The organism is Streptomyces sp. NPDC031379 (genome assembly GCF_055569615.1).
In genome coordinates this window covers 51565-75140 of sequence record NZ_JBVIIT010000029.1, presented here as the reverse complement: position 1 = coordinate 75140, position 23576 = coordinate 51565, and the positions used below count along the sequence as shown (strand labels likewise).

The 23576-nt window shown below is 74.5% G+C and carries 14 protein-coding genes; 10 read left to right on the top strand and 4 right to left on the bottom strand.

Annotated features, from left to right (window positions below):
- Positions 1-149 precede the first annotated feature (149 nt).
- Positions 150-2222, bottom strand: coding sequence for a DUF1996 domain-containing protein (locus ACZ5CW_RS34400; RefSeq protein WP_468608495.1), 2073 nt, complete (start codon positions 2220-2222; stop codon positions 150-152).
- Positions 2223-2624: 402 nt separating this feature from the next.
- Here ACZ5CW_RS34400 and ACZ5CW_RS34395 point away from each other — a divergent pair, with 402 nt between their 5' ends.
- Together ACZ5CW_RS34395 and ACZ5CW_RS34390 are read left to right on the top strand one after the other, a co-directional pair.
- Complete coding sequence (locus ACZ5CW_RS34395; protein ID WP_468608447.1) at positions 2625-4283, top strand: C40 family peptidase; 1659 nt, start codon at positions 2625-2627, stop codon at positions 4281-4283.
- Between the two features lie 276 nt (positions 4284-4559).
- On the top strand, positions 4560-5924 hold the full coding sequence (locus ACZ5CW_RS34390; RefSeq protein WP_468608445.1) for an FAD-dependent oxidoreductase: 1365 nt from the start codon (positions 4560-4562) through the stop codon (positions 5922-5924).
- Between the two features lie 87 nt (positions 5925-6011).
- Here ACZ5CW_RS34390 and ACZ5CW_RS34385 read toward each other — a convergent pair whose 3' ends face one another.
- On the bottom strand, positions 6012-10619 hold the full coding sequence (locus tag ACZ5CW_RS34385) for a hypothetical protein (RefSeq protein ID WP_468608443.1): 4608 nt from the start codon (positions 10617-10619) through the stop codon (positions 6012-6014).
- Between the two features lie 156 nt (positions 10620-10775).
- Between ACZ5CW_RS34385 and ACZ5CW_RS34380 the strand changes: the two genes are divergently transcribed.
- Complete coding sequence (locus ACZ5CW_RS34380) at positions 10776-11741, top strand: DUF1152 domain-containing protein (RefSeq protein ID WP_468608441.1); 966 nt, start codon at positions 10776-10778, stop codon at positions 11739-11741.
- On the opposite strand, the gene ACZ5CW_RS34375 is transcribed toward ACZ5CW_RS34380, so the two are convergent.
- On the bottom strand, positions 11711-12034 hold the full coding sequence (locus ACZ5CW_RS34375; protein WP_468608439.1) for a hypothetical protein: 324 nt from the start codon (positions 12032-12034) through the stop codon (positions 11711-11713). The two genes, ACZ5CW_RS34380 and ACZ5CW_RS34375, sit on opposite strands and share 31 nt — an antisense overlap.
- 10 nt (positions 12035-12044) lie before the next feature.
- On the opposite strand from ACZ5CW_RS34375, the gene ACZ5CW_RS34370 reads away from it, so the two are divergent.
- From ACZ5CW_RS34370 to ACZ5CW_RS34355, 4 genes are all read left to right on the top strand, one after another.
- Positions 12045-12371 (top strand): hypothetical protein, encoded by a 327-nt coding sequence (locus ACZ5CW_RS34370; RefSeq protein ID WP_468608437.1) that lies wholly within the window; start codon positions 12045-12047, stop codon positions 12369-12371.
- Between the two features lie 405 nt (positions 12372-12776).
- Positions 12777-14078 carry a hypothetical protein gene (locus ACZ5CW_RS34365; RefSeq protein WP_468608435.1) on the top strand — a complete coding sequence of 434 codons (1302 nt, stop codon included), beginning with the start codon at positions 12777-12779 and terminating at the stop codon, positions 14076-14078.
- 48 nt (positions 14079-14126) lie between these two features.
- Positions 14127-14414, top strand: coding sequence for a DUF1232 domain-containing protein (locus tag ACZ5CW_RS34360; protein WP_468608433.1), 288 nt, complete (start codon positions 14127-14129; stop codon positions 14412-14414).
- Positions 14415-14443: 29 nt separating this feature from the next.
- On the top strand, positions 14444-15154 hold the full coding sequence (locus ACZ5CW_RS34355; protein ID WP_468608431.1) for a 2-phosphosulfolactate phosphatase: 711 nt from the start codon (positions 14444-14446) through the stop codon (positions 15152-15154).
- Positions 15155-15188: 34 nt separating this feature from the next.
- Here ACZ5CW_RS34355 and ACZ5CW_RS34350 read toward each other — a convergent pair whose 3' ends face one another.
- Positions 15189-16595: a hypothetical protein gene (locus tag ACZ5CW_RS34350; protein WP_468608429.1), complete on the bottom strand. Its 1407-nt coding sequence runs from the start codon at positions 16593-16595 to the stop codon at positions 15189-15191.
- A gap of 255 nt (positions 16596-16850) precedes the next feature.
- On the opposite strand from ACZ5CW_RS34350, the gene ACZ5CW_RS34345 reads away from it, so the two are divergent.
- From ACZ5CW_RS34345 to ACZ5CW_RS34335, 3 genes are all read left to right on the top strand, one after another.
- Entirely contained in the window at positions 16851-19349 is a 2499-nt protein-coding gene (locus ACZ5CW_RS34345; RefSeq protein ID WP_468608427.1) for a SpoIIE family protein phosphatase, read from the top strand.
- Positions 19350-19551: 202 nt separating this feature from the next.
- Positions 19552-22176, top strand: a complete 2625-nt coding sequence (locus tag ACZ5CW_RS34340; protein WP_468608493.1) for a SpoIIE family protein phosphatase — start codon at positions 19552-19554, stop codon at positions 22174-22176.
- A 75-nt stretch (positions 22177-22251) separates the two neighbouring features.
- Positions 22252-23571: a hypothetical protein gene (locus ACZ5CW_RS34335; protein ID WP_468608425.1), complete on the top strand. Its 1320-nt coding sequence runs from the start codon at positions 22252-22254 to the stop codon at positions 23569-23571.
- The last annotated feature ends 5 nt before the right edge of the window (positions 23572-23576 follow it).

The window sequence follows — 23576 nt, the reverse complement described above, 5'->3', positions numbered from 1 at the left end:
CGCCCCCTCTCGTGAGGCCCAACTCTCTCCCTGGCCCGGCCACCCCCCCCACCCCCCCCCCCCCCCCCCCCCCCCCCCCCCCAAACACCCCCCCCCCCCCCCCCCCGCGCCCCCCCCCCCCCGCGTGGTGCGCCGGTGTCGGGTGCTGGTCAGTAGCGAAGACGCTTGGCCCGGAGCAGCATGAGCAGGCCCGACAGGGCGAGCAGCATGCCGATGGCCGCGGGCCAGAGGTGGGCGCCCGTTTCGGCGAGTCCGCCCTGCTGCGCCTGGGGTTCCGTCTGCGCGGCAGCCGGCGGGGGGTTTCCGCCGGCGGCAGCCGGGGCCGACGTGGACGCGGCGGGTGCGGACGTCGCCGGCTGGGCCGGTGCTGCCGAACGGGCCGGTGTGGAGCCGGGCTTGGCGGACTTGACCGGCTCGGCCTTGTCGCCCGCGTCGCGCTTGGTCGTGCGGGCCGGCTCGGTCGTCGGGTCGGTCCTCGGTGCGTCGCCGGGGCTGGAGGCCGACGGCGCGGGGGCGGCGGTGTCGCCGCCGCCGGGTTCGGTCGTACCGGCGTCGCCCGGGGCCTCCGGCGCACCGGCACCGGAACTCTCCGTCGGCGTCGCGGTCGCACCGCCGCCGTTGTCGTCGCTGCCGCCGCCGTTGTCACCGCCGTTGCCGCCGTTGTCGCCGCCGTTGCCGCCGTTGCCGCCGTTGTCGCCGTTGTCGCCGTTGTCGCCGTTGTCGCCGACGTTGTCGTCGCTGCCGCCGCCGTTGCCGCCGTTGTCGCCGCCGTTGTCGCCGCCGCCGTTGCCGTCGGGGCCGCAGTTGCGGTCGGAGTTGATGCAGTCGACCATCTCGCGCATCAGGTCCTCGGAGAAGACGTTGATGAAGTCGCCGTGGTCGGTCACCGGCTTGTGCAGCTGCTCCGGGAAGGAGTCCACCGCGAACAGCGGGACGCTACGGCCGCCGTCCCGCAGGCTCGGCGCGTCGATGTCGTAGACGATGCGCTGCACGAGCTGCGGAATGGGACGGAAGCCCGCCGGGCACGAACCGTCGGCGGTGGCGAAGGCCACGTGGGTGCGGTGGTTGGCGCTGTCGATGTTGCGGCCGTCCCAGCAACTCTGGAACCGGAAGGTACGAACGACGTCGCTGCCCTGCGGACACAGCGGGTACTTGTCCTTCAGCTGCCGGTCCTCGAACCCGGTGCAGCTCCAGGACGCGTTGGCGTTGCCGGGACCGTTGACGAAGGCCTTGGCGTCGCCGGTGATGATGCGCAGCAGACGGGGCATGGCGGTGACCTTCTCGCGCGGGTTGCCCACGAACGTCAGCGTCACCTGCTTCGGCGTGACGATCTGGCCCGCGTTGCCCTCCGTACCGCCGCCCGGGGCTCCGGCGTCCCGTTCCTGGGTGCCGTTCTGCAGGCGCACCACCGGCCAGTAGTAGGTGGACTTGTCACCCTGGTCCACACAGCTCGTGTCGGCGTTCGCCAGGTCCTCGTCGCTGGCGAAGGCGGTGTTGCTCTGGTTGCCGATGTAGTCGTGGAAGTGGTGGGCGCCGTTGGAGACTCCGGGAGCGACGATGACGTTGTCCGAGTTGAACAGGCCGCCTGCGTTGACACCGCAGTCGGAGGTGAAGGAGCCGCGCGAGGCGCCGTCCTGCTGCGGCGGGTTCGGCACGTCGGGCTGTACGGAGGTGATGTCCGTGTAGTCGGAGACGACGGGCCCGTTGCCGGCCTGGCCCGCGCCGGCCGGCGCCTGGCTCTGGCCACCCTGGCCCTCGCCGCCCTGCTGGGCTCCGCCGCCCGGACTGGCCGTGTCCTGAGCGCCGCTGTCGGCGCCGGGGCGCAGGCTGCATTCGGCCAGGTCGTCGAGGCCTTCGGGGCGCTCCCCCACCCGGTCGACGGCGTCGGCGATACGGCCGATGGTCTCCGCCCGCTTCTCCTTGAGCGGGTTCATGATCGCGTCGTCGACGGAGTCGGTGTCCTGGCCGCCGGCCCGTCCCGCGGCCTGGAGTTGCTGGTACGCCGCCGCCGTCTGCTGGTCGAGCCCGGCGAGTTCACGGTCGACGTCCGCTCGGGCCTCCTGCGGAACGGCCGTCAGCCGGCTGCCGATGTCGGGGCAGTCGATCGTCGCCATGCCCGCGGACAGCACCTGTCCCTGGGCGTTCGTGCCGGAGTCGTCGCCCCAGCCCTCGGAGGCCGAGGCGTAGACGTTCGCCGCGACGAGCCCGCCTCCGCCCAGCATCAGGGCGACCGCTGCGAAGGTCGCGCGTCGTGCGCCGGTCGGGCGTCTGCGCCTGTTCCGTACCAAGGTCGTCCCCTGTATGTCATTGCCGGTCGGGCATGGAGTTCCCCCGCCCCATACGGAGGACAGTGCCACCGTGTTCAACCGGATCGCGAATTCACCGGGAACTCACAGGAGGACGTGAGCCTCATTCTTTCCCCGTCGAACGTCATCACGAACATCACAAATACGTATCGGACATTTCACACCTCAACCTTCACACGAGGTACACACGTTGGCTAGGTTGACGCGAGGCCGCCCGGCTCAGACCCGGCGAGCCGCCGTGTGGTCCGGCGCCGGATGCTCGCCGATCGGACGAGACGGCCCAACTGCCCCGCGGGGCAAGGAAGGAGCACGTCTTCCATGGCGCCGGAGAGCCGCGACGAGGTACGGCAGCGGATCAGTTCCCTCTACGACCAGGCCGAGAACGCGACCGGGAATTTCAACGCGACGCGGGCCATGGCGGCCCGGACGCGTTCACGGGGCGTCCCTCTGGCCAAGCGGCGCGGCAGGCAACCGGATCCCGGGCTCGACGAGGTGACCCGGCAGTGGTTCGACGTGGCACGCGCCAAACTCGGCCCGACCGTCCCCGCCGCCCTGCCCGCCGACCGGCTGCCCGACCGTCCGACTGCACCGGCACGCGCCCAGGACCGGCCGGAGAGCCGCTTCCCTGGCGGCGAGAGAGGGGCCCTCGCCCTTCCTGGAGGCGAGCGGGAACCCCTCGCCCTCCCTGGAGGCGAGCGGGCGGCTCTGGAAACCGGCCCGACCGGACGGCGTCCCGAGCTGGAGCGGGCCACCGACCGCGCGGTGGCCGAACCCGCGGCCGGCCCGGCGGCGGACCCGACGAGTCGCTCCCTCCCGGCCCTGGACAGCGGCCGCACGGCACTGCCCGGCACGTGGGGCTCGGAACGGCCGGGTGACGCACCGGAGTCGACCGGGCCGGCGGCAGTGGCCGGGTCGGGGATCCGAAGTGAGCCGGAAGCGGCGATGCCCGCAGCGGCGGGACTGCCTGGACTCAGCGCACAAGGACCACTCGGCCTCGCGGCTCCGGTGTCGGCATGGGCATCGGCTCCTGAGTTCGCCGCTCTCGGCACACTCGGACCGGCACCGGAACTGCCCGGTCTCGACGGGCTCCGGTCGGTGGCCGAGGCGCCCGGTACCGGTACGGCGGAGCCGGCCGCGGGAGGCTTCGGCGAGACGGCCGTCCTGCCGGTCGCCTCGTTGCCCGCCGCGCAGGCGGCGTCCGTCCAGGCACCCAGGTCACTGCCCGGCTCCGCCACTTCCGGCCGCCCTGCCCCCGCCGTCCCCAAGGCCGGCAGCCGGCGCAAGCTCGCCATGGCACGCGACCTGCTCGCCAGGTACGCCGCCCAACCGGCCGTGTCGAACGGCGCCGATCAGCCCGACCCGGCGCGGACCGCCTGGAACACCGGCGTGCAGCAGGTGGCGGCTCAACCCGCCACGCCCCGGGCGGAGCAGGCGACGGGCCAGGGGCAGCAGCCGCGGTGGGCGACACCCGGCGGGTCGGTGACGGCGCCCGCGGCCGCCACGGCACCGGCAGCGCAGGCCATGCCGGTGGCGGCGACGATGCCGATGACGGACACCGGGACCGTCACCGCCACGGGTTCCCTCCCCCTCCCCGCACCGGTCCCCGAGTCACCTCGTGCCCTGCGTGCCGCCAAGGCCATAGCGTTCGCTCGGGCACAGATCGGGAAGCCGTGCGTGTGGGGTGCGACCGGGCCGGACTCCTACGACTGCTCCAGCCTCACGCAGGCCGCGTGGAAGGCGGCCGGGGTCACACTGCCGCGTGCCGCGCACCAGCAGGCGCTCGCCGGCGCCCCGGCCACACTCGCCGGTCTCGAGCCCGGTGATCTCGTCCTCTTCTTCGACGACGACCGGCACGTGGGCCTGTACGTCGGCGACGGCATGATGGTCCACGCCCCCGGGCCCGGCTCGTCGATCCGCGAGGAGTCGATCTACGGCGCCGGGGAAGCGGCGATCCACCGGATCGTCAGGCCCGCCTGACCTCGCGGCTGATCGACAGCCGGCGGGCTCGGCCGGCGGCCGCCAGGGGCGGTGGACAGGAGAGTCCAGGTGCACGCCACCGCCACGCCGAGCCGCCGGACAGGGTGAGGCATGCGCCCAGGACCGGGGAAACAGGAGGGCCCTCATAAGAGAGACCTGGACAAGGCATAAGATCACCTTATGAGGTCATAGACCGGACCCCCGTACTAACTTAGGTCTGCCTTAGTTTAGGCTTCCCAGTCGAGTCGCCCATTCACGCTCGAAGGGAACCTGATCATGCCGCGCCCCCTGCGGGTAGCCATCGTCGGAGCCGGCCCCGCCGGGATCTACGCCGCCGACGCCCTGCTCAAGTCCGAGGTGGCCGCCGACCCCGGTGTGTCCATCGACCTCTTCGAGCGGATGCCCGCCCCGTTCGGCCTGATCCGGTACGGCGTCGCGCCCGACCACCCGCGCATCAAGGGCATCATCACCGCCCTGCACCAGGTGCTGGACAAGCCGCAGGTCCGCCTGTTCGGCAACGTCGACTACCCGACGGACCTCAGCCTGGACGACCTGCGCGCCTTCTACGACGCGGTGATCTTCTCCACCGGCGCGATGGCCGACCGCGAGCTGCCCATACCGGGCATCGACCTGGCCGGCTCCTACGGCGCCGCCGACTTCGTCTCCTGGTACGACGGTCACCCGGACGTGCCGCGCACCTGGCCGCTCGAGGCCGAGAAGGTCGCCGTGCTCGGCGTCGGCAACGTCGCGCTCGACGTGGCCCGCATCCTCGCCAAGACCGCCGACGAGCTGCTGCCGACCGAGATCCCGCCGAACGTCTACGACGGCCTGAAGGCCAACAAGGCCCTGGAGATCCACGTCTTCGGCCGCCGTGGCCCGGCGCAGGCGAAGTTCAGCCCGATGGAACTGCGCGAGCTGGACCACTCCCCGAACATCGAGGTCATCGTCGACCCCGAGGACATCGACTACGACGAAGGCTCGATCGAGACCCGGCGCGGCAACAAGCAGGCCGACATGGTCGCCAAGACCCTGGAGAACTGGGCGATCCGGGACGTCGGCGACCGCCCGCACAAGCTGTTCCTGCACTTCTTCGAGTCGCCCACGGAGATCCTCGGCGAGGACGGCCAGGTCGTCGGCCTGCGCACCGAGCGCACCGCCCTCGACGGCACCGGCAACGTCAAGGGCACCGGCGAGTTCAAGGACTGGGACGTCACCGCGGTCTACCGCGCCGTCGGCTACCTCTCCGAGAAGCTGCCCAAGCTGCCCTGGGACATCGACTCGGGCACCGTCCCGGACGAGGGCGGCCGGGTGATCGAGGAGGGCGGCGCCCACCTGCAGTCCACCTACGTCACCGGCTGGATCCGGCGCGGCCCGGTCGGTCTGATCGGCCACACCAAGGGTGACGCCAACGAGACCGTGGCCAACCTGCTGGACGACCACGCGAACGGCCGTCTGCACACCCCCGCCTCGCCCGAGCCGGAGGCCGTGGACGCCTTCCTCGCCGAGCGCGACGTCCGCTACACCACCTGGGAGGGCTGGTACAAGCTGGACGCCGCGGAGCGGGCGCTGGGCGAGCCGCAGGGCCGCGAGCGCGTGAAGATCGTCGAGCGTGAGGACATGCTGCGCGAGAGCGGGGCGTGAGTCCCGGACCCGAGTGGCTCTGAAGGGGGGCCGGCGCCGAGGCGCCGGCCCCCCTTCGGCGGTTCTGGTCCGGCTCCCTCTTCCGGCTCAGGCCCCCGCGGCCCGGGCGAACAGCTCGTGCAACGGCACCGGCGGCAGCAGCCGGGTGAAGGGGCCGTACAGGTTCTTGCCCGCCCTGACCGCCAGGTGTGTGCTCAACTTGCCCCCCTCCACCGGCAGATGGGGTGCGTCGAGGGTCTCCCACGTGCCGCGGGCGAAGGCGGTGCGCCCGGCACGGGCCCGCCGTCCGGTCTCCACCGCGCCGACGGCCACCAGCTCCGCCTGCGCGGCCTTGTGCCGGGCGGCGGTCCAGCCGTTCCAGCGGCGGACGTTGCGGTCGGTGGGACGAGCGAGCGCGAGCAGCTGGAGATGGAGGGCGGCGGCGTCCGTTCCGACACCGAGCCTCCGTGCCGTGTCGGCGACCAGCTCGGGGGCGCTCAGCGCGGGGTTGGCCTCGTAGCCGCCGGCGGGGACGGGGGTCGACGCGGCGCGGGCGGTCATCCGGTCCAGCCCCTCGAGCAGCGCCCGGGTCTCCGTCACCTCCTGCCGGAGCCGGGGCAGGTCCAGCCGGTCGCACAGGTCCAGCGCCCGCGCCACCCGGTCCGGTTCGGCGAGCGCTGCCGTGCGCAGGAAGAGGTCCCCGGAGGGCACCGCCACGACGAACATGCCGTCGTCCCTCGCCGTGGAGGCTTCCGTGACTCCCTCCAGGAGCGGATGCGGGCACGCGACCACCGTGCCCGCATAGGGCCCGAAGGCCGGTTCCCCGACGGCGGCCGCGGCCAGCACGGGCTGCGTCAGCAGTTCGACCAGCGTGCCCGGCGCTCCGAACCACGCCCGTAGCCGCTCGTACAGCTTCCGCGCGCCCTCGGCCACGGGATCGCCGACCGGCCGCTCGGTCAGGGCCCAGGCGATCACGGACAGGATCTCGGTGTGCGGGGCCCGGTCGCGGCGTATCCACTCCCCCGCGGTGCCGTCCGGCTCTGCGCTGTGCAGGAGGAGCCCGCCCCTGCGGCTGCCGGACAGGACCTGTCCGGTGGGATCGGTAGGCGGCCGGCCCGCCGACAGGGCGCGGGCCCAGTCGGCGGACAAGCCGAGATCCGCCTCCAGGGCGTCCGCCAGCTCCTCGTCGGCATACGGCCGCGTGCCGAGCAGGTCCGCCCAGACCGCCGCCATACGCTCGGCGGCCCGGTTCATGCCCTCCGGTGTCCACAGCTCGGCCGGGTCCTCGGGGATGCCGGCGGCGAGCACCGCGCGCCGGCCGTCGGCGCCGAGCCGGTACCAGCAGCTGTCGTACTCCGCGGCCGTGGTCTTGTTGGCCTTGTAGGGCTTGGAGCGCAGCATCCTGGTGTGGTCTTCGTGCCGTTCGCGGTGCGGGAGACCGGCAAGGGCCAGGGTGGCGACGGGTCGCCGTGCGCCGGTGCGCCAGGAGAAGACGGCCACGGCCTCCGGGGTCACCGGGAGCGGTCCGTTGCGGTCGGCCAGCTCCCTCAGGCGGGTGAGGCGCGCCCGGTCGTCCCGGGTGATCGTGACGGTCTGTTCCTCCTCGGCGTGTGCGGGGGCGGGGTCGGCGGCCGGCTGCAGGAACCGGGAGAGGCCGCCGCGGGCGGGGCCCGCCGCCGCACGGGGTGCGGCGGCCAGGTCGTCCGCCGGTGCCCGGCCGGTACGCCAGGTGCCGCCCGGCTCGGCGAAGGGCTGCTGGCTCCAGGTCCGCAACAGGGCGGTCAGCGCGGTGCGTTCGTCGGCGGGAGTGGTCTCGACGGCAGCCCGCCAGGCGACCGCGTCGATGCCGCCGAGCAGCACCTGCCACTCCGCGGGACGCGCGGGCGGGGCCAGGGCGCGGGTCTCGTCGTCGATCTCGCCGCGCAGGAAGCGGCCGTCGGCGGCGACCGCGGTGAGCGTGCCGGGGTGCCGCTCGGGGGTGTGCTCCTCGTACGCGCGCAGGACGGGCAGCAGACCGGACAGGGCCGGGACGAGCGTGCTGTCGGGGACGTCAACGGGCAGGTCCACGACGGGGCCGGCGCGCATGATGCCGACCCGTCGGGACAGTTCCCGGCGGCGGCGCAGCACGTCGGCGGCCAGCCGCGCGGCACGCGCCACCCCGTCCCGTACACGGGCGTCGCCCACCCCCGGCAGGAGCCGGGTGACGTCGGTGCGCAGCTCGTCGGTGCGCAGCTCGTCGGGGCCGGGGGTGTCGAGGGCGGCGTCCAGGAGGGCGCGCACGGTGGCGGCGTCGAGCGTGCGCAGCGTCTTGGAGGAGGGCTCGTCGCGTGGGGTGAGGAAGTGCCAGTACGCGGGCGGGGGCACCGGGCCGGCCTCCTCGCCGAGGGTGGGCGGCCGGTCGCGGTCGCGGTCGGCGGCCGGGACGAAGCCGTGGACCTGCCACAGCAGCGAGTTGTCGTCGGCGGCGTGGCAGCGGATCGTCTCCTCGCCGACGGTGACGGCGTCCTCGCCGCTCTGCGGGAGGGCGAGGATGCCCCAGGGGTGGCGGCCGAAGCGGCGGCTGCGGTAGCGGGCGCTGCGGCCGTCGGCCGACTCCAGCAGGAAGTCCCTGGGCGAGGGGCCCTGGTGGGGTGTGCGGTTGAGGACGCGGCAGCCGACGAGCCGTCCGTCCTGGCCGAGCGGGGAGGCCGGGGCGTCCTCGGGAAGCACTGCGAGGTACTGGCCGCCCTCGAACTCCTGCATGCCGGGCGGCAGTTCGCGGTCTCGGTGGAAGTCCGGCAGGGCTTGGCCGTCCGCTCGGGTGCCGGTCAGGGGGTCGTACGGCGTCCAGTTGCCGCGGGAGTGGAACACCGCGGCGCCGAAGAAGCGGCGCCCGTCGCTCATCTGCAGGTCATGGCCGCCGATGCCCTCGCGTCCGCCGGGGCGCAGCACCCGCTCCCCGTCGAACCGGCCGCCGCGGTCCGGGGTCTCGAAGTGGTATCCGAATCCGCCCCGGATCAGTCCGCCGTAGGGCCGCAGGCCGAAGCGGTCCTCCGGGGTGAACACCTCGTGCGGCCGGTCGGTCCAGAACGCCTGGTCGGTGGATGAGGAGCGGTCGCCGGTCCGCCAGCTGACGAGGAACTGCCCGCCGACGTAGTGCACGGTGTGCGAGATCGCCTCGTCCGGCACCCGGAAGGCGCAGGTCGCGCGGGTGCCGGAGGGGTCGACGGCCACGGCACGGTCCGCGCCGAAGACGGTGAGGACGGGCCAGGTGCAGGTGACCCGGAGGGTGTCGGCGGCGTCGAAGCCGGCCAGGGCCGCTTCCAGCGCGGGCCAGCCGAGTTCCTCGGGCAGTCCGGCGCGCAGGGCACGGGCGAGCGGTCCGGTGAGGTCCAGGGCGTCGAGCGCCTCCTCGATGCCGTCCAGGGCGATGGCCGTGGGCCGGTCGAGGAGCCCGGCCAGCTCGGTCACCGCCTCGTCGGCCGCGGCGAGTCCGCCGCCGCGCAGCGCGCCGAGCAGGCTCTCGATGCGCGTGTGCACCTCGGCGGCGATACCGGCGTTCTGCGGGAGCCGGGTGATCGCCGTGCCGGTGCCGCGCAGGCGTTCGTGCACCGTGCCTTCCAGGCGCCGGCCGAACACGGGGTGGGCGGCCAGGGCCTTCAGGTCGCGGCGCGACGTGTCGTCCCAGAACGTCACCCGCACGGCGTCGCCGGGGTCCTCGACGGCGATGCCCTCGGCGAGGCAGGCGTCCAGAAGGTCGGCGTCCAGGCCCGGCCAGCGGTACTTGTCCTCGTGGATCCGCACGGGGGTGCCCGCCGCTCGCAGTCTGGGCGCGAACCGGGTGACGATCTCGAAGAGTTCGGTGGGCATGGGCTGGCGGGCGACGCCACCGTAGGGCACCTTGTGGTGGGCGTACGTGCGGGTGTACCGGCCGAGCCAGGCGGCCAGGCCGCCCTCCGGATCGAGGTGTCCGGCCGCCGCCGCGTCGACGATCCCGCCTCGCAGCAGGAGCCGTAGCCAGGCCGCCGCGTCGTTCCGGGAGTCGGGGAACAGGTCGAGCAACGCACCCTGCACCGCCCGGTCCTGCGGATGGTCGGCCAGCGGCCCGGCGGCGGCCTCCAGCAGGGCGTCGGGCACCGCCTTGCCGCGTGCGGCGCCGAGGACGCGGCCCAGGACGCGGGCGTCCTCGTCCGTGCCGAGGCCGGCGGCCCGCGCGGACGCCCGGACCCGGCGGGCCAGATCGGCGGGGAGTTCCCCGGGCGAGGCCGCCCAGGCGGTGAGCACGCGTCCGTACTCCTCGTGTGCCTCGGCGGGCGACAGCTCGGCCGCCAGCCAGCGCTGATGCTCACTCAGTTCCTTGACCGGGAGGGCGCCCTGCCCGGCGAACAGCAGCGCGTTGGCCCGCCGCCACCCCGCGTCGACGGGCAGCGCGTGCTCCTGCTCCGCCTTGCGGGCCAGGGTGTAGGCCTTGGCGGCGGCACGTCCGGGATACCCCAGCAGGCGGTGTGCCACCGTGTCCCAGAACCAGGGCAGATGGGCGGCCGGCAGTCCGGCGGCCCGCCTCTGCAGTCGGTCCAGGCAACGCCCCATCTTGGGATACGCGGTCGACACGGCCGTGGCCACCTCGTCGAGCAGGGCGACAGCGGCACTTACCGCGTCCGGGTCCTGGGAGGTGACCCAGAGCGTGTATGTCGTGGACCGGTGGGTTTCGGTGGGCAACAGGGCGTGGGTGAGCATGCGACCGATCTTGGCACGAGGGTCCGACACTCCGTACGGGCCTGTGGACAACGGGAGATGCGCGGCGCACGGCCCTGTGGAGAAGTGGGGCGGCACCCCGGTCCCGCCTGCGAAAACCTCAGGAGGCCTCGGGGGCGCCCCTGTTAGGGTCCTGCGGTGTTCTCTCTCCGTGAGCCCGCTTTCTTCACCCGCCTGCGCGAGGCGCGCCGGATCCTCGTCGCCGGTGCGGGCGGCGGCTTCGACGTCTACGCCGGGCTGCCTCTGGCGCTCGCGCTGCGCTCGGCCGGCAGTGAAGTCCATCTGGCCAGTCTGTCCTTCTCCGACCTGTACGGCCTGGACCTGGACACCTGGGTCGCGGAGGACGTCGCCGCCGTCCGCCCGGACACCCCGCTGCGCGGCGACTACTTCCCCGAGCGCGCCCTGGCCCGGTGGCTGCGCTCGCGGGAACTGCCCGACACCGTGTACGCCTTTCCGCGCACCGGGGTGCAGCCGCTGCGCGCCGCCTACCGGGCGCTGCTGGAACACCTGGGCGGGGTGGACGCGGTCGTACTGGTGGACGGCGGGACCGACATCCTGATGCGCGGGGACGAGCACGGGCTCGGCACGCCGGAGGAGGACATGGCCAGCCTGGCGGCCGTCGCGGGACTGGACGACGTCCCGCACCGGGTGGTGTCCTGCCTGGGCTTCGGCGTGGACGCCCATCACGGCGTCAACCACTCCCTGGTGCTGGAGAACCTGGCCGCTCTGGACCGCGCGGGCGGCTACCTGGGGGCGTTCTCGCTGCCCCGCGAGAGTCCCGAGGGTGCCGCCTATCTCGACGCGGTGGCCCACGCCCAGCGTTCCCACGCAAGTCATCCGAGCATCGTGCACGGGTCCGTCGCGGCAGCGGTGCGCGGGGAGTTCGGCGATGTGCAGTTCACCGAGCGCACCCGGGGCAGCGAGCTGTTCGTGAACCCGCTCATGGCGGTGTACTTCTGTGTCGACCTGCCCGCGCTGGCGGGTACGAACCTCTACCTCGACCGGCTGGCGGACACGGTGCTGATGCGCCAGATCAGCTCGGTGGTCTCCGACTTCCGTGAGGAACTGCCGCGTCAGCGGCCGCCCCGGGCGTTCCCGCACTGAGCGGTCCCCGGTTCCGGCCTGGGGCCTCCCGGGGCGCGCGGTCTCCGTCGGCGCCGGGCCAGATCCCGGCCTCCGGCCACCGCCGGTGCCGTGCTGAGCAGGGCGAGCGCCGCCGTCCGGCCGAGACCGCCGCCGAGGAGCACGCCGGCTCCGGGCACGTGCGGCCAGGGCTGGAGCGCCGCGAGCCGCACGGCCGGGATCAGCAGGCCGAGGGCGGCCGGGGCGAGCGCGGTGCCGGGTGGCGTGCGGTCCGAGCGGCGGGTGCGCCACAGGAGCCGGCCGAGGGCGCCCACGACGAAGCCGGTGACGAGTGCCCCACGCCGCGTCGGCGGCCGACGTCGGCAGGACGTCGGCCGCGCCCGTCACCACAAGCCCGCCGGACACCTGCCCCGGAGAGCCCGCCGGGAGGCGGGCGGGCGGCGCGTCCCGGTGCTGGGCGGCGCACAGCGTGAGCGCCGACAGCCGGGCCAGGAGCCGGTTGCCCGTGGCGAAGAGGGCATCCGGTGGCACCAGGTCACTCACCAGCGGGCCGAGCAGCGGCCGGAGCGTGGGCAGGGCGGTGCCGAGCGCGGCGAGCCGGGCGAGGCGGGGGTGATCGTGGACGAGGGCGAAGCACGCGACCGTCCATAGCGGGGACCGGGCCCAGGTGAGGAGGTCGATCATCGTGGCGGCCGCGCCCCACACGGGCCCCTGGGAGATCGTCGCGTCACCCGTCGGTGGGCCGTCGTCGCGCGGAGGGGGCACGGTGAGAGTGCCGGTCACGCGCGCGGGTGTCACGAGAACGGGGTCCGCCCCTGAGCGGATGGACGGGCGGCCCCCGTTCGCCGGACCATTGTGGGCGCCGTACGCGGGTACCACCACGGGTGAACGGTGACCCCCCGACGCGTTCCGCGCGCACCCCGAGTGGACGGCGCGCGTCCCGTGCGCGGGGGCGCGCACCCGACGCCACGCGCCGCCTCCCGGCCCCGGTGGACGTGTCACGCCGCAGAGCGGTGATACTGGGAGGCGCACCCACCCCCATCAGCAGATTGGCCCATGTCGAACTCCGCCACCGACCGCGCCACCATCCCGCAGACCCTCTGGGCGGCCCGCGGTCGCCACACCGGTCCCGCTCCCGAGGACGTCCTCCGACGCACGCTGCGCCGGCACCAGGAGAGCGGCGACATCGACGACTTCACCGAACCGCCGGCACCGGAGGACGCGGCCCACCGGATCTTCGAGGCACGCTGGCGAGCCGCGGGCACGGTGACCGTGCGGGCCCGGCTGACCCTCGTACCGCTCACCGGCCGGCCGGAAGGGCACGAGTGGCGGCTCGTCGCGGAAGCCGAGCGCCCCTGGGACGAGGCGTGGCCCTCACCGGCCACCCTGTTCTGGCCCGAAGGCGGCTCCAGCGAGGGTGACGACGGTTCCTGGGACCACCACGCCACCGTCACCGGAGTGCGCTTGCGGCAGGTCAACGCGCTGCCCGCGGACGACAAGGAGATGCGACGCCGGCTGCGGGCAGCGGCCCGCGAGGCCTGGTGCGTCAACGTCGTCGTGCACGAGGCGATGACCCCGGACGAGCAGGGCCGGCTGCCGCTGGCGCGGCTGCTGCCGCCCGGCCTCAGGCACCGCGTGGTGGAGCACCGGGCCGCCCCGCACCAGCTGCGCGCCGTCAACTGGGCGCTGAAGGACCTCGGCGTCGAGGTGCCGCGCGGCGGTGCCGTGCTGCTGCCGCCGGACCCGGCGCCGGCGGATTTCGACGGCCGGGACCACACCGTGCGCAGCGTCTTCCTGGACGGTTCGGAGCCGGCCGAACTCGTGACTGCCCTGCGGCACTTCGTCGCCCTGCCCCGGCCCCTGCCGAAGGGTGCCGAGGAAGCGCTGACGGACCTGCGGGACAACTGGACCCTGTTGACCCCTCGGGAGGAGCTGGAGCGCGAACGGCGGCTGGTCGCCATGTACGCCGAAGCGCTGGACGCGATGACCAAGTCGCGGGACCTGTACCAGCAGGCCGCCGAGCAGGCCCTGGAGGCGCTGTCCGCCTACCGTGACGTCCCCGCGCCCGCACTGCCGCCGCAGCAGCGGTCCGCGTCCCGGGCGCCCGGCGCACTGCAGCAGTTGACACGGACGTTCGAACGGCTGAAGTTCACCGCGAAGGGTCAGCGGCAGCCGGCCCCCGCCGCCCCGGACGACTCTCCCGGGGGCGACTCACCGGACCGCGCGCATGAAACGGACCGCACGGACGATACGAAGGGCACGGACGATACGAAGGGCACGGACGACTCGAGGGGCACCGACGGCACGAAGGGTACGGCCGGCATGAAGGGTACGGCCGGCACGGGCCGGTCGTCGTAGCCCGTCCGCCGAGACCGTCGCAGCCCTCCCGCCGGAGAAGGAGGCCGGATGGATTCCACCACGACCCTGCTGGTGCTCGCCGCCGTCGTCGCGGCCGTCCTGCTCGCCGTGGCCGTCGCCCTGCTGCTCCGGCTGGTGCGCGCCCGGCGCACGCTGCGGCGGGCGGGGCTGCCGACGGGCCCGCGCTGGGTGTTCTGGGGCGCGGTCGCGTACCTGCTGCTGCCCACCGACCTGCTGCCCGACCCCGTCTACCTGGACGACATCGGTGTGCTGCTCCTCGCGCTGCGCAGCCTTCGCGCCGGCCGCCCGCTGCCGCCTGGGACGACCGAGCCCTGAACGGCCGCCGCATGCGGCACCATGGAGCGATGCAGCCTGTGTTCACCGGTACGGCCGATGCGCCGAACGCCCCCGCTGTGGCCGTGGTCGTGGATGTGATGCGTGCGTTCACCGTGGCCGCCTTGGCGTTCCGGCGCGGTGCCGAGCGGATCGTCTTCGCCGGTACGCAGGAGGAGGCCCTGGAGCTGAAGGCCCGTCACCCCGGCTGGCTCGCTTTTCAGGACGGGCCGCCCGTGCCCGGCTTCGACCTGGCCAACTCCCCCGCCAGGCTCCGCTCGCTCGACGTACAGGGCCGTACGGTCGTACAGAAGACCACGGCCGGGACCGCCGGTGCGCTGGCGGTGGCGGACGCCGGGCTGCTGCTGTGCGCGAGCTTCGTGGTGGCCGGGGCGACCGCCGAGCTGCTGCGGCGGGCCCGTCCGGAGACGGTGACCTTCGTCGTCACCGGGGACGGCGGACGGGCCGAGGAGGATCTCGCCTGCGCCCAGTACATCGCCGAACGCGTCCGCGCAGCCGACGCCGACGCCGGCCCCTACCTCGCGAGGGCCCGGTGCTCGGACGCCGCCGCGCGGCTCACCGAGGGTGTGCGGCTCGGCTGGGGCGGCGTCCACCCCGAGGATGTGTCGATGTGCCTCGAGGCGGACACCCTGCCGTTCGCCATGGCTGCCGCCCGGCTGGACGGTCACCTGGTGCTGCGCCCGGTGGACCTCGACGGATCCACCCGGGCGCGGGCCACCTGACTCCACGTGTCTGCGTGTACGGCCGGGGCCCCGGTCAATGTCCGCCGTCGCGGTGGGAGTTGCCTGCGGCCAGGTTGACGACCAGTGCCACCAGGGTCGCGAGCGCGGCCGCCGCTGCCGCCGTACCGGCGAGCCAGGGCGGGGCCACGGTCGCCTCCCACAGCTGCGACAGGCCAGGCGGGCTGAACCGGCCGCCGAGCACCTGCCCCACGGCGAGCACCGCCAGGACACCGACAGCCGCCGTCGCCGCGACCAGCCGGGCCGGCGCCGCCCGGGCGGGGAGAGCCAGGGCCAGCAGCATGCACAGTCCCGCGACGACGACCGTGGCCCCGAGTACGCCCTGGGCCAGTCCGGTCCAGTACCGCGGGAAGTGGGCCACCCCGCACAGGAACACCAGCAGCGCCGCCCCTCGGGAGACCCACAGGGAGGCGGCACCCCGGTCACCTTGGGGGCGGTTCCGGGTCCGCCGGCCCTTGGCCTCCTGGCCCCTCGCCGACCGGGCCTTCGCCTGCCCGTCCTGCGCCGACCGTCCCTTCGCCGACCGATCCTTCACGGTCCGGTCCCCCTCGGCCCGCTCCCTCGTGTACCGGTCCCCCGCGGGCCGGTCCCCTGCGTACCGGTCCCCCGCGTACCGGTCCCCCGTGAGCCGGTCCTTCAGGCCGGGCACGGTTGCCGTTACGGCTGCGGCTGCGGCTGCGGCTGCCGGAGCCGCGGACGAGGTCATGGGGCCGTCGGGGGCGTCGGAGACGGGCTCGGGGCCGTGCGGCGCGGTCAGGAGATCGGGGGACGCGGACACGGGATCGTGGGGCGCGGACACGGGGTGGGGGGACGCCGACAAGGGGTCGGCGGACTCGCGGGGTGCCCGCTCGCGCGGCGCACTCGGGTGCACGGCCCGTTCCGCGGCCAGCCGGCTGATCAGCTCGGCGAGTTCCTCGACGGGCCGGCCGACGGCCGCCGCCTGCACGGCCGCCTGCCCGCAGCGGGGTTCCACCGGGGTGCGGTGCAGCAGCTGCATCAGCCGGGTGACGTCCTCCAGGGACCGGCCCTCGGCGGCGGCGCGGATCGCCTCGTCCGCGCTGTCGGACTCGCGGGGCGGCCTGGTGAGCAGGGTCACCAGGCGGGTGACGTCCTCCACGGACCGGTCGACCGCGGCCGCGCGCAACGCGTCCGCGGTGGTCCGGGCATGCTCGGGCGAGCGTTCCAGCAGCGTGATGAGCCGGGCGACGTCCTCCACGGGACGGTCGGCGACGGCCGCGCGGACCAGTTCGCGCAACGGATCGCCGTACGGGAGAGCTTCCTGGTGGAGGGCCTCGGGGAGCTGCTCGAGGAGCGGGGCGGGCCGCATCGGGAGGTGGGGAGCCAGGGTCGGGACTCCAGGGGCGGCCGGTGCGGGGGTTATCAGGGAGTCGTCGGGACGGGGGGACGAAGAGCGGGTGGTCATGTCGGCTCCAGAAGAAGGGCGCGGACGCACCTGCGCCCCCGCGTGCGGCGCGCGGCATGACGCAGTCCATTGACGTCCATTACTAGGAGTGGGGGCGTGGCCCCGCCACCGGGACGAGGCACTGGTGTGAGACGGCGGCCCCCCACCGCCCCGCACCCGTGCCGCTCCCCCACCCGCCCAGGTGCAATCCATGCTCTCTCTGGCGCATTCTTGCTGTGTCATCCACCCTGAGGCGCACGGGACGAGGTAGGGCCGATGGCTGGGAGCGGCGAGCAGACGGTCCGCGCGCGGGCCCGGCTGGCCGCGCTGCTGGCCGACGCCTCGACCGGCGCGCTCGGCGCGGCCGACGGCCGGGTGGCGGGCGTGTACCTGCGCTCCAGCACTCCGGGCCTGCTGCGTCTCGCGGTGCTCGTGGGGCTGCCCGGCCCGCTGTTCAAGCCCTGGTGGCGGCTGCACGTGGCCCGTCCCTTCCCGGTCGCCGACGCCTACCGGCTGGGCGTGCAGGTGGTGCTGCCGAACGCCACAGAGACGGTGCGCAGGTATCCGCAGTTCGCGGCGGGTCTGCCCTTCCCGTTCGGGTCGGTGCACGTACCGGTGCCGGGCGGGGAGGAGCCGCTGGGGGTGCTGACGGTGCTGCGGCCGGCGGTCGCCGAGTCCATGGACGAGCTGCTGGACCGGGAGCCGCTCGCCCGGCTGGCCGAGGGGCTCGGCGCCGAACTGCTCGGGCTCGCCGACGGGAACCCGGGCGCGGTCGTCTGGGACGGGGAGCCGCTGTGCCTGCGGCCACCGGCGAGCCTTCCCGCGCAAGCCGCCGTGGGACGGTTCAGCTGGGATCCGGCGACGTCCTCGGTGTGCGCGGACGACCGGCTGCACACCCTCCTCGGTCTGCGCCCCGGCGAGTTCGCGGGGACGGACGCGGCGCTGGCGGACGCCGTGGCCCCGGCCGACGCGCACCGGATCCTGGCAGCGCTGCGCGACACGGCCGCCGGACGTCCGCCGGGCGCGCCGCTCACCCTGCGCTCGCCTGACGGCACCCCGCGCCTGCTGGACCTGTGGCCGGCCGCGGACGACGGTCCCGCGAGGGTCGGCGGGCTGGTCTTCGACCCCGGTCCCGCCGCCGCCGACGGCGCGGCCGATCTGCTGCCGCAGGGTGTGTTCTGCCTCGACCGGCTGGGGCTGATCGTGTATGTCAACCAGGCCGCGGCCCGGCTCGCGGGCGGCGACCGGGAAGGGCTGCTCGGGCGCGAGTTGTGGGAGGCCATGCCATGGCTGACCGGGGCGCCGTACGACGACCATCTGCGCGGCGCCCTGCTGTCCGCGGACCCGGTGCACTTCCATGTGCGGCGGCCGGGCGCCGACGGTGCCGGGGCCGGGGAGGGCGACTGGCTCGCCGTATCGGTGCACCCCGGCGCCGACCTGCTGACCTGCACCCTCGTACCGGCCAGTCGCATGGACGCGGCGGTCGATCCGGTACCTGACGCACGTGCCTGTGCGGACCCGGTGGTGAGCGACCGCTCGCTGGAGCCGGTGTACCGGCCGATCGCCCTGGCCATCGCGCTGACCGACGCGGTGACCGCCCGGCAGGTGTCGGCGGTGGTCATGCAGGAGCTGCTGCCCGCGTTCGGCGGCCGCCGCCTGGCCATCTACCTGCTCCAGGAGCGTCACCTGTACCTGGCCTGGGAGACCGGCTTCCCACAGGGCTTCCTGGCCCCGTTCGAAGGGGTCGGTCTGGACGCGCACCTGCCGGGTGTGGAGACCCTGACCACGGGCCGGCCGCTCTTCTTCGAGTCGATGCAGCAGCTGGAGTCCGCCTACCCGGGCATCGCGCTCGACGCCGACCAGGGCGCCCGCGCCTTCCTGCCGCTGATCGCCTCCGGCCGGCCGGTCGGCTCCTGCATCCTCGGCTTCGAGGGCTCACGCCGCTTCAGCACGGACGAATGTACGGTGCTGACCGCGCTCGCCGGGCTGATCGCGCAGGCCATGGAACGGGCGCAGCGCTACGACAGCGAGGCGGCACTCGCCCGCGGTCTGCAGCAGGCCCTGCTGCCGCACCGGCTGTCGGCGCATCCCGGGGTGGAGACCGCGGGGCGGTATCTGCCGGGTACGCAGGGCATGGACGTGGGCGGCGACTGGTACGACGTCGTGGAGGCCGGGGACGGGCTCGCGCTGGTCATCGGCGATGTGCAGGGGCACGGGGTGCAGGCGGCGGCCACGATGGGCCAGCTGCGCAGCGCGGTCCGCGCGTTCGCGCTGGGCGACCGTCCGCCGGACGAGGTGCTGAGCGGGACGAACCGGCTGCTGATCGACCTCGATCCGGGGCAGTTCGCCAGCTGCTGCTATCTGCGGCTGGACCCGGCCACCGGTCGCGCCCGGGTCGCCCGGGCGGGCCATCCGCCGCCGTTGCTGCGCTCCCCCGACGGGCGGACCCGGCTGCTGGACATCCCCGGCGGTGTGGTGCTCGGCGTGGATCCGCAGGCCCGGTACCCGGTGACGGAACTGCTGCTGGAGCCGGACGCGATCCTCGCGCTGTACACGGACGGCCTGGTGGAGCGGCCGGGCGCCGACATCGACGACGGCATCACGGCGCTGCGGCTGGCGCTCGGCAGGGCCGGCGCCGCCGCCGGACGGCCGGACGGGAGGTCGCTGGACGGGGTCGCCGACCGGCTCACCGAGAGCGCCCGGCAGGCCACCGACCGGCCCGACGACATGGCGCTGCTGCTCGCCGCGCGCCGTCTGCCCCCCGCGCGGCGGTGACCGGTCCGGCGCCGCCCGGTCGGCGACGGCCCGCAACATCGGGTTCACGGTCTCGCCTGACGGCGCCGGGCAGTGTAGACATGGGCACATGGTGCGACTGCCCGGCCGGCCCGCGACTCGGCCGCCCCGTCCTTTCGGGCAACCGCGCGCACCGCAAGGACCGCGGCCGGACGGCGAGGGCGCGGACGGCGATCGGCCGGGGATGCTGCGGGCGGCGGTGACCGGGCGCAGCGTGGCCGGGCAGGTGTTCCTCCTGCAGGTGGTGATCGTGCTGCTGCTGATCGTCTCGGCCGTGGTGGCGCAGGTGCTCCAGGTGCGGCACGACAGCGACGTCGAGGCCGGCAACCGTTCCCTCGCCGTCGCCGAGACGTTCGCCAACGCGCCCGGCACGGCGGCCGCGCTGCAGGCCCGGCATCCGACGGCGATCCTGCAGCCCAAGGCCGAGGCCGCCCGCAAGGCGTCCGGCGTGGACTTCATCGTCGTGATGAACACCGACGGCATCCGCTACACGCACCCCAAGGCCGACCGCATCGGAAAGAAGTTCGTCGGCACGATCGGCCCGGCGCTGGCCGGGGGCACGGTCACCGAGCACGTCGACGGCACCATAGGCCCGCTCGTGCAGGTCGTGGTACCGGTGAAGGACGCGGCCGGCAAGGTGGTGGGCCTGGTCTCGTCCGGCATCACCACCGCCCATGTGGGCGGGGCGGCCGACCAGCAACTGCCGCTGCTGCTCGCCTCGGCCGCGGTGGCCCTGGCGCTGGCCACCGCGGGCACGGCCCTGGTCAGCAGACGCCTGCTGCGCCAGACGCACGGACTCGGCCCGTACGAGATGACCCGGATGTACGAGCACCACGACGCGGTGCTGCACGCGGTGCGGGAGGGTGTGCTGATCGTCGGCGGCGACGGCCGGCTGCTGCTCGCCAACGACGAGGCGCACCGCCTGCTGGACCTGCCCAAGGACGCCGAACGGCGCAAGGTGCTGGAGCTGGGCCTGGACGACGAGACGGCGGCGCTGCTCGCCTCCGGGCGGGTCGCCACCGACGAGGTGCACCTGGTCAAGGACCGGCTGCTGGCGATCAACCAGCGGCCCACCGACCTGCGCGGCGGCCCGGCCGGCAGCGTCACGACGCTGCGCGACTCCACCGAGCTGCGCGCCCTGTCCGGCCGCGCGGAGGTCGCGCGCGAGCGACTGAACATGCTGTACGACGCCGGGGTGGGCATCGGCACCAGCCTGGACGTGACCCGCACCGCGGAGGAGCTGGCCGAGCTGGCGGTGCCCCGGTTCGCGGACTTCGCGACGGTGGACCTGTTCGACGCGGTGCTCACCGGCGAGGAGCCCAGGCCCGGGACCGCGCTGCGCCGCGTGGCCTGTGCCGGCATCCGCAAGGACGCCCCGCTGTACCCGGTCGACGAGCGCATCCGGTTCGTATCCACCTCACCGCAGGCCCGCAGCCTGACCACCGGGCAGTCGGTGGTGGAGCCCCGGCTGCGCGAGGCGCCCGGCTGGCGCGCGCAGGATCTGGAACGCACCGACCACGTGCTGGCGTACGGCATCCACTCGCTGATCACGGTGCCGCTGCGGGCGGGCAGTCTGGTGCTGGGCGTGGCGAACTTCTGGCGGGCGGAGAAGCCGCAGCCCTTCGACTCCGAGGAGCTGGCCCTGGCGGAGGAGCTGGTGGCGCGGGCGGCGGTGTCCATCGACAACGCCCGCCGGTACACGCGCGAGCACAGCATGGCGGTCACGCTGCAGCGCAGTCTGCTGCCGCGGTCGCTGCCCGAACAGGAGGCCCTGGACATCGCCTACCGCTATCTGCCGGCGCAGGCCGGTGTGGGCGGCGACTGGTTCGACGTGCTGCCGCTGTCCGGTGCCCGGGTGGCGCTCGTCGTCGGCGATGTGGTGGGGCACGGACTGCACGCGGCGGCGACCATGGGCCGGCTGCGCACGGCCGTGCACAACTTCTCCGCGCTCGACCTGCCGCCCGACGAACTCCTCGGCCTGCTGGACGAGCTGGTGGTGCGGATCGACCAGGACGAGACCCCGGCGGAGGGCGCCGCCGTGGTCACGGGCGCGACCTGTCTGTACGCGGTCTACGACCCGGTCTCCCGGCTGTGCACCGTCGCCCGGGCCGGCCATCCGCCACCCGCGCTGGTGCGTCCCGACGGCGAGGTGGAGTTCCCGGACGTGCCCGCGGGCCCGCCGCTGGGCCTGGGTGGGCTGCCGTTCGAGACGGCCGAGCTGGAGCTGCCGGAGGGCAGCCGCCTGGTGCTGTACACCGACGGGCTGGTGGAAGACCGGGAGCGGGACATCGACGCGGGGCTCGACATGTTGTGCGACGCCCTGCGCCGTACGTCGGACTCCTCCCCCGAGGAGACCTGCCGTACCGTGCTGGACCGGCTGCCGAACCGGCCCCGCGACGACGTGGCGCTGATCGTGGCCCGCACCCGCGTGCTGGGCGCGGACCGGGTGGCGGAGTGGCAGGTGCCGTCCGAACCGGCGGCCGTGTCGGAGGTACGGGCCGCGGTGACCCGGCAGCTCGCCGACTGGGACCTGGAGGAGCTGGCGTTCACGACCGAGCTGGTCCTGAGCGAGCTGGTCACCAACGCCATCCGCTACGGGCGCGGCCCGATCGGCGTGCGGCTGCTGCGCGAACGCACGCTGATATGCGAGGTCTCCGACGGCAGCACGACCTCGCCGCACCTGCGGTACGCGGCGAGCACCGACGAGGGCGGCCGGGGTCTGTTCCTGGTCGCGCAGCTCGCCGAGCGGTGGGGCACCCGGTACACCCCGCACGGCAAGATCATCTGGGCGGAGCAGCCGCTGCCCTGAGCGGGTGCGGTCGCCGTCGCCCCTCCCGCACAAATGTGTTGAGGACACGACAGACCGCGGGTGATGATCTCCGGCATGTTCTCGCGCCGGAATCGCCGCCCCAAGTCCCCCGAACTCCGCAAGGCCTGGGAATCCCTGGATTCCGGGGACGTGCCCGGCGCGCTGCGGCAGTTGCGGGCGGCGGGCGAGGAGCAGCCGCTCGCCGAGGTCGCGCTCGTGGTGCGGCGGGCCGCCGGCTCGGCGGGCTTCGAGGACCTCGCCGAGGCCGCGGCCGCGCTGGCCGCCGACCCGGACCGCCCCCGGGCGCTGTACGACTTCGGGTACGCGTGCGTCGAACGCGATGTGTCCTACCTGGCGGTGCCCGCGCTCCGTGAGGCGCTGCGCCGCAGTGGCGGCTCGCTCGCCGTGCTGCGGGAGCTGGTGTCCGCCTACGAGGCCGAGGGCCGACATCGCGAGGCGGTGACCGAACTCGCCGGCCACGAGGGGAGCTTCGCCGACTGGCCGGACCGCTATCTGCTGGTGTTCAACGCCGTGATGGCCGGCGATCTGGAGCTGGCCCGGCGGCAGCACGCGCTGCTGGGGGAACCGGAGGACAGCGTGTGGCAGCCCGCGCGGGAACGGCAGGACCGGATGCTCGAGCGCGCGGCGGACGCCGAGCGGGCGGGCTCGCTCGATCCGGCCGATCTGCGCGGCTGGCAGTACGTGATCAGCGGCACCGTCCTCGGCACGCTGTCCCCGTTCGGCTTCACCGAGGGCATGAACGGGCGGTACGCCTGGCTGCAGGACGGTGCGGGCCAGTGTCTGCGCGGCCTGCTGCGGCTCAAGGCGCTGCTGGACGCCACGCAGACACGGCCGCGTTCGGTGTCACTGCTGCCGGACCGGGACTCGACGATCCTCGGTCTGGCCGCGGCGGAGGTGCTCGGCCTGCCGGCCGAGCCGTTCGCGGCCGGACGGACGGACACGGTGGTCGTCGCCTACGACCTCGACGGACTCGCGGCGCACGAGGGCGGCCCCGAACTCGTCGGGGATCTCTTCGAACGCGCCCCGGGACAGGTGCTGCACGCGCACGCCTCCTGCTGGACCGACCCGCCCGCGATCACCGCTGACAGCGTCGGCCTGCTGCATCAGTCGGTCGTGGCGCCCTGGGGCGAGCAGCTGCGCCAGGGCGCGGACGGCGGTGTCGAGCGGGGCCCGGCGGACGACCGTCCGGCGGCGGAGGTCGCCGCCGGGATCGTGGCTGCCGATCCGGCCGCGGACCCGGGGGACGGCGAGGGCCCGGAGGACGCCGACGCGCGGTTCGCCGCCTTCGCCACGGCCGTCAGGAGCACATGGCTGCGCGGTGACCGGGCGCGTGTGCGGTCCGCCGGGCCCGTCCCGAGTTCCCGGTTCGCCTGAGCGGG